This is a genomic window from Magnetococcales bacterium (assembly GCA_015231755.1).
Taxonomy (GTDB): domain Bacteria; phylum Pseudomonadota; class Magnetococcia; order Magnetococcales; family Magnetaquicoccaceae; genus Magnetaquiglobus.
On the sequence record JADGAZ010000014.1, the window covers coordinates 120778 to 127220 of the forward strand.

At 55.9% G+C, this 6443-nt stretch carries 6 protein-coding genes, 1 tRNA gene and 1 pseudogene; 7 read left to right on the plus strand and 1 reads right to left on the minus strand.

The features are described from left to right. The first annotated feature begins 8 nt into the window (after positions 1–8). The 4 genes from hscA (at position 9) to HQL98_10725 (ending at position 2627) form a co-directional block, all read left to right on the plus strand. Positions 9–1892 carry a Fe-S protein assembly chaperone HscA gene (hscA, locus tag HQL98_10710; protein ID MBF0272522.1) on the plus strand — a complete coding sequence of 628 codons (1884 nt, stop codon included), beginning with the start codon at positions 9–11 and terminating at the stop codon, positions 1890–1892. Positions 1893–1909: 17 nt separating this feature from the next. After that, positions 1910–2251 carry a 2Fe-2S iron-sulfur cluster binding domain-containing protein gene (locus tag HQL98_10715; GenBank protein MBF0272523.1) on the plus strand — a complete coding sequence of 114 codons (342 nt, stop codon included), beginning with the start codon at positions 1910–1912 and terminating at the stop codon, positions 2249–2251. Continuing rightward, positions 2248–2439: a Fe-S cluster assembly protein IscX gene (gene iscX, locus HQL98_10720; protein ID MBF0272524.1), complete on the plus strand. Its 192-nt coding sequence runs from the start codon at positions 2248–2250 to the stop codon at positions 2437–2439. Before HQL98_10715 ends, iscX begins: the two co-directional genes overlap by 4 nt. 112 nt (positions 2440–2551) lie before the next feature. Beyond that, positions 2552–2627 (plus strand) — tRNA-Lys (locus tag HQL98_10725). A 139-nt stretch (positions 2628–2766) separates the two neighbouring features. Here the strand turns inward: HQL98_10725 and HQL98_10730 are convergent. Beyond that, positions 2767–3915, minus strand: a pseudogene (locus HQL98_10730) (transposase). A gap of 88 nt (positions 3916–4003) precedes the next feature. Here HQL98_10730 and HQL98_10735 point away from each other — a divergent pair. The 3 genes from HQL98_10735 (at position 4004) to arfB (ending at position 6151) form a co-directional block, all read left to right on the plus strand. Further along, on the plus strand, positions 4004–4993 hold the full coding sequence (locus HQL98_10735; protein ID MBF0272525.1) for a DUF4351 domain-containing protein: 990 nt from the start codon (positions 4004–4006) through the stop codon (positions 4991–4993). 24 nt (positions 4994–5017) lie between these two features. Further along, on the plus strand, positions 5018–5329 hold the full coding sequence (locus HQL98_10740; GenBank protein ID MBF0272526.1) for a hypothetical protein: 312 nt from the start codon (positions 5018–5020) through the stop codon (positions 5327–5329). Positions 5330–5731: 402 nt separating this feature from the next. Then, positions 5732–6151 (plus strand): aminoacyl-tRNA hydrolase, encoded by a 420-nt coding sequence (gene arfB / locus HQL98_10745; protein ID MBF0272527.1) that lies wholly within the window; start codon positions 5732–5734, stop codon positions 6149–6151. The last annotated feature ends 292 nt before the right edge of the window (positions 6152–6443 follow it).

Genomic DNA, 6443 nt, shown 5'->3' on the forward strand with positions numbered 1-6443 from the left:
ACATCCCCATGGACGTATTGCTGGAGATCGCAGAGCCGGGTCAATCCCTCCTCCCCCACCAGACCGGACCCGGCAGCCGCAAACGGGTGGTCGGAATTGATTTAGGGACCACCTTTTCCCTGGTCGCCGCCATCGGTCTGGAGGGGAAGCCTCTGTGCATTCCCGATGACGACGGGGTGTGCGCGGTGCCCTCCGTGGTCCACTATGGGGCCAATCACACCATTCGGGTGGGACAGGCGGCGCGGGAGATGGCCTTGAGTCATCCCGAATCCACCATCGCCTCGGTCAAGCGTTACATGGGACGGGGTGTGGAGGATATCCGCGCCCGCATGGCCACCATCCCCCACGGCCTGGAAGCCGGTGAAGGCGGCATGGTGCGGATTCTGGCCGGAGAAGCCAACGTCTCGCCGGTGGAAGTCTCGGCGGAAATCCTCAAACTCCTCAAGAAACGGGCCGAAGAGGCCCTCGGCGGCTCCCTGCAAGGAGCGGTGATCACGGTTCCCGCCTATTTCGACGACGCACAGCGTCAGGCCACCAAGGACGCGGCGCGGGTGGCCGGTCTGGAGGTATTGCGTCTGCTCAACGAACCCACAGCCGCCGCTTTGGCCTATGGCCTGGACAAGGGCAGCGAAGGGCTGTACGCGATTTATGATCTGGGAGGGGGCACGTTCGACATCTCGTTGCTGAAACTGGAAAAAGAGCTGTTCCAGGTGATGGCGACCGGTGGAGACTCGGCCCTGGGGGGTGATGATCTGGATCAGTGGATCGTGCAGCGCATCATGACCGAAACCGGCGTGAACGATCCGGATCCGGGCTGGATCCAGGCCTGCCGCAAGATCGCCAGAGAAGTGAAAGAAGAACTGTCGGACGCCAATGCGGTGACCTTTCCCCTGCCCGGCTCTGCAACCGGTCAGACGGGACACATCACCCGGGAGGCGTTCGATAGCGGCGTTCGCGATTTGATCTGGCGGACCATTCCGATCTGTCGCCGGGTGCTCAAGGATGCGGGGGTGGCCCCGGAGGCGCTGCAAGGGGTGGTGCTGGTGGGTGGTTCGACCCGGGTGCCGCTGGTCCGCCAGATGGTGGCGGAGTTTTTTGGTCGGGAACCGCTGGTGGATCTGGATCCGGATCAGGTGGTGGCTCTGGGCGCGGCCCATCAGGCGGAAGCGTTGGCGGGCAATGCCCCGGCGGAGATGCTGCTGCTGGATGTCACGCCGTTGTCTTTGGGGATCGAGACCATGGGGGATCTGATGGAACGGATCGTCCCCCGCAACGCCCCCATCCCCACGGCCCGGGCCCAGGAGTTCACCACCTTCAAGGATGGTCAGACCGCCATGGCCATTCACGTGGTGCAGGGCGAACGGGAACTGGCCAGTCAATGCCGCTCGTTGGCCCGGTTCGAGTTGCGGGGCATTCCCCCCATGACCGCGGGAGCGGCCCGGATTCGCGTCACCTATCAGGTGGACGCGGATGGATTGCTGACCGTCTCGGCCCGTGAGGAGACCACGGGGGTCGAACAATCGATCACGGTCAAGCCCTCTTACGGATTGACGGACGACGAAATCGCCAACATGCTGCAAGAAGCCATGCAGCATGGAGAGGCGGACATGCTGGCCCGTCTGTTCAACGAGGCCAAGGTGGAGGCGGATCGGGTACTGGCCGCCGCCGGTTCGGCCTTGCGGGAAGACGGAGATCTGTTGAATGACGACGAATTGAAACAGGTCAAGGGGGCGATGCTGGCGCTCTGGGAGACGACTCAGGGGAAATCAGCCGACGCCATCAATGACCGGATCCAGAAAATGGATACCCAAACCCGCTTCTTCGCGCAGCGGCGCATGGACCGGAGCCTGAAACAGGCCATGACCGGTCGCAAGGTGGATGATTTCGAATGATGGACAAAGGAGCGGACATGATCAAGGTGACGTTTCTCCCGATGAATCAAACCGTGGAGGCCGAAGCGGGTTCCACGTTGCTGGAGGTGGCCCACGACCACGACATCTCTCTGGAGGGGGCATGTGAAGGCGCTTTGGCTTGTTCGACCTGTCACGTGATTGTGGATCCCCAATGGGTGGACCGACTGGATCCGGCGGACGAACGGGAAGAGGACATGCTGGACAAGGCATTCGGTCTGACCGCCACGAGTCGGCTGGGGTGTCAGATCGTGCTGGACGATTCGCTGGACGGGTTGGTGGTGACCATTCCGCCCTATTCGATCAACATCAACGTAGACAAAAAGAGAGGTCACTCATGAAGTGGACAGACACCCACGAAATCGCCATGGCCCTGGCGGATACCCTGCCGGATCAGGATCCCATGGCCGTGCGTTTCACGGAACTGATGGAGTGGGTTTTGCACCTGCCCGAGTTCAACGACACCCCGCAACGGTGCAACGAAAAGATCCTGGAAGCCATCCAAATGGCCTGGATGGACGAAATTTAAAAAAAATGCACCCAATCTCACAAATGGGGTTCTCCTGGCGCCAATCCTTTGCTATAGTCCCCCTCCGTTGGTCACGTCGAAACAAACTTAAGACTGACCACACTTCAGGTGAGGGCCGTTAGCTCAGTTGGTAGAGCAGCAGACTTTTAATCTGCGGGTCGTGGGTTCGACTCCCGCACGGCTCACCATTTTAGTTTCGCCAGTGTTTTCTCCGCGCAAAGCCGCCTCTTATGGGCGGCTTTTTTTGTTGGAAAAATACCTGTCCCTATCAAAAACCCCATCCGACCCATTTTGATCCCCATTGCCAAGCTGCCTGGCGATGGGGCCTCAGGATTTTTCTGGACACTGAGACTGATTTCCACGAAAATCAGAGACAAAATTGAGGTTCCATCGGACCGCCACGGCCCAAATTTTCCTGAAGCGGACAAGAGGAATCGGAACTTCACCCTTTGAATGCGCTCTTTGACAAGTCGAAACCGGAGTTGGATCAAGCAGCTTTCCGCACGTATGATGGTGAAGCCCACCGAGATGCGGAATGGCGATGACATCACCTATCTCCATTGGCTGTACCGTCCTTGACTCAGGACAGTCTTTGGCCAATCCAAGATGGGTGCGCGTTCCGTGATAGTAAGTCAGGTATGAGGTCAGGGTCCGTCGCAGGTGTTCCTCGTTCATCACGATGACGTGATCCAGACACTCTCTGCGAATCGACCCGATCACTCGTTCGCAATAGGCGTTTTGCCAAGGCGATGCTGGCGCAATTTTTACCTCTTTGATGCCCATGGCCTTCAGGATTTCTTGGCACCTGCCATGAAAAACCGGATCTCGATCATGGATCAAATAGCGAGGAGCAGAATCCCAGGGGAAAGCATTCCTGATTTGTTGAGCGACCCATGCGGTGGTCGGGTTGGTGGTAATGTTGAAGTGGATGATGCGGCGGCGTTCATGGTCAAGCAGAATCAGGACGTGGAATACCTTGAAGAAGAGTGTTGGCACGGTGAAAAAGTCCATGGCAACGAGGCAATTGGCGTGGTTCTCCAGGAAGGTCTTCCAGGTCTGAGAAGGCGGTTTGGCTGGTTTGATCATGTATTTTGTGACTGATGTCTCTGCCACTTGGTAGCCGAGCTTCAGCAATTCGCCATGGATACGGGGTGCGCCCCAGAGTGGATTCTCAAGGCTCATTGTGCGAATCAGTTCCTTGATTTCCTTCGTGACCGTAGGACGACCGAGGCGTTTGTGGCAGGATTTCAATTTCCAGAATAGCCGAAATCCTTCACGATGCCAACGGATCACCGTTGCTGGCTTGACGATGACCAAGGCTTCACGCCAACCTTGCCAAATGCGTGATAGTAAGATCCAAAGCAGGCGGTCCAATGGATGGATCTGCAACCGACGAGGTTGATTCCTTTGAAGGACCGCCAGTTAGTGCCTCAAAGCCAGAATTTCCATCTGCAAGGCGGTTCGGCTGAGGAACATCTTTATGTGATTGAAATTATTCACCCATATGATCGTTTCTTGAAGGCTTTGACTCCAATTCAAAGACAGAGCATTCGAGGATGTTGACATGACCGATCACGACAATCAAAGTCAACCGACCGAGTACGACTCGCCATGGAAAGAGATCCTGAAGGCGTATTTGAAGGACTTTCTGGAATTTTTCCTGCCAGATGCACATGATGGCATCGACTGGCAGCGCGCCCCGGAATTCCTGGACAAGGAGTTGGACCGGATCACGCGGGAGGCGGAATCCGGCAATCGTCGTGTTGATCTGCTGGTCCGGGTCTGGCTGCTCGACGGTGACGAACTCTGGGTGCTGATCCATGTCGAAATCCAGGGGAACCGTGACCCGAATTTCGAAGAGCGGATGTTCACCTGTCAGTATCGGGCCTTCGACCTCTACAAGAGACCAGTGGTCAGCTTGGCCATCCTCGCTGACGAAGAAGGTGCTTGGCGGCCGTCGGCGTTTGGTTACCAGAAGTGGGGATCGAAGGTCAGTTTCCAGTTCAATGCTATAAAATTGCTGGATTACCTGTCTCGACTGGATCTTTTGGAGTCATCCACCAACCCGTTTGCCATCGTCACTATGGCGCACCTGACCGGCAAACAGACCAAAAACCAACCAGAAGAACGCTTCCAGCAGAAAATGCGCATCACGCGTATGCTGTACGAACGAGGCTTCAGCCGCCAACAGATCGTTGACCTCTTTCGATTCATCGACTGGGTGCTGAGCCTGCCAGAAGAGTTGGACAACCAATTCTGGACAAATCTATCCAACTTCGAGGAGAACAAGAAAATGCCTTATATCACAAGTGTGGAGCGGATTGGTGAGGAACGTGGACGGTTGATGGGGATTCAGATCGGTCGCCAGGAAGGTCGCCAGGAAGGTCGCCAGGAAGAAGCCGCTTCCATGCTTTTGAAACTGATGCGCCGTAAGTTTGGCCAGACACCGGACTGGATGACCGAGAAGGTCAATGCGGCGAATCTGGAACAGATCGAGGTATGGAGCGACAACTTTGTCTTCGCCAATTCTGTGGACGATGTGTTTGCCTCGTGATCCAGGCTTGTGGTCTTGGAAAAAATGGGTGAAAAAGCCATTGCCTACCAATCGGGAGTTGAAAGATGGTCCACAGGTGTCATGTGGCGCGGAGGAGAAATTCTGATGCGCTATGGATCACGCCTTGAAGATCAATCAGGTTATCCATCCCTGGATCAATTGGCCACCAAGATATTTTTAAACTTTTCTCCATGTTGCACCGCAACAAGAGATGGGGAATTTGGTTTAGAATGTTCATATTGGTTCACCATTTTAGTTTCGCCAGTGTTTTCTCCGCGCAAAGCCGCCTCTTATGGGCGGCTTTTTTTGTTGGAAAAATTCCAATATTTTCAATAGATAGCCAATATAGTTTGGAAACACACTTGGTTGGAAACCGGACCCGCAGGAGTCGAAAAACGGCCTTCCTCCCTTCTCCCTGGCGACATTCTCCAAAAGCTATGGACCGTTCACCAGAAGTGGCCTGGAATTTTGGACCGAACTTTTGCCTTAAAAATCAATGAACAAAGCAGACCTGTTTTTTGGACCATTTTGGAAATGCCATTGGTCGGCAACAAAGAGTTGAACGTGTGTCTGGTTTGATGTTACCTTGTCAAACAATGCATTTTCATGTGTGATTTGCATATTTTATACTATAAGATATTATTTCTCCGCCATGACCGTTCCACGCAAACACGATCCATCTTTGGGCCTTCCTCCCGTCTCTCCCGACGTTTATGATCCCTTTCTTCTGGGAGTGAAATGATGGCCACAACGGTATGCATCCCTGATGGGGAGATTCGATTGGAGTTCGTGCGGGCGTCGGGTCCGGGTGGCCAGAATGTCAACAAGGTCGCCACGGCGGTGCAACTGCGCTATGACGCGGCCAACTCCTCGATCCTCACCCCGGCGATCCGGGAACGGTTGGTGCGCCTAGCCGGAAGCCGCATGACGGACGAGGGGGTGCTGGTTCTGGACGCCCGCCGCCATCGGACCCAGGAACGCAACCGGCAGGATGCCCTGGAGCGACTGGATCACCTGATCCGGCAGGCCATGGTAGAACCTGTCATGCGCAGGCCGACCCGCCCGACCCGGGCCAGTCGCATGCGCCGCCTGGAGGCCAAGAGCCATCGGGCCGACATCAAGCAAGGGCGGCGCGGGGTGTCAGGCTGTGACGGGTGAAGAGACTGGAAAGTGGTGACTGATTCGTGACAGGCGTCTTGGCGTCGGTATTGGCCCCAAACGACCCACGTTCGCGCCGGTGCAGTTGCCGGTGCAACGGTTGCCAAAGCCGTTATGCGGCCACAAATGACGGCACTGGAACCCGGTTTGACAGAGTCGTCCCAGACGAGACGCACGCCCAAGAGATGCTTGGATGGTTCATATTTTCCCTTTACCTCCGCAGGTTTCGCAGACCCTGTAACAACACCCTTCCCGGCAGCACTTTTTGGGTGGGTTGTGAAATCTTTCTCCA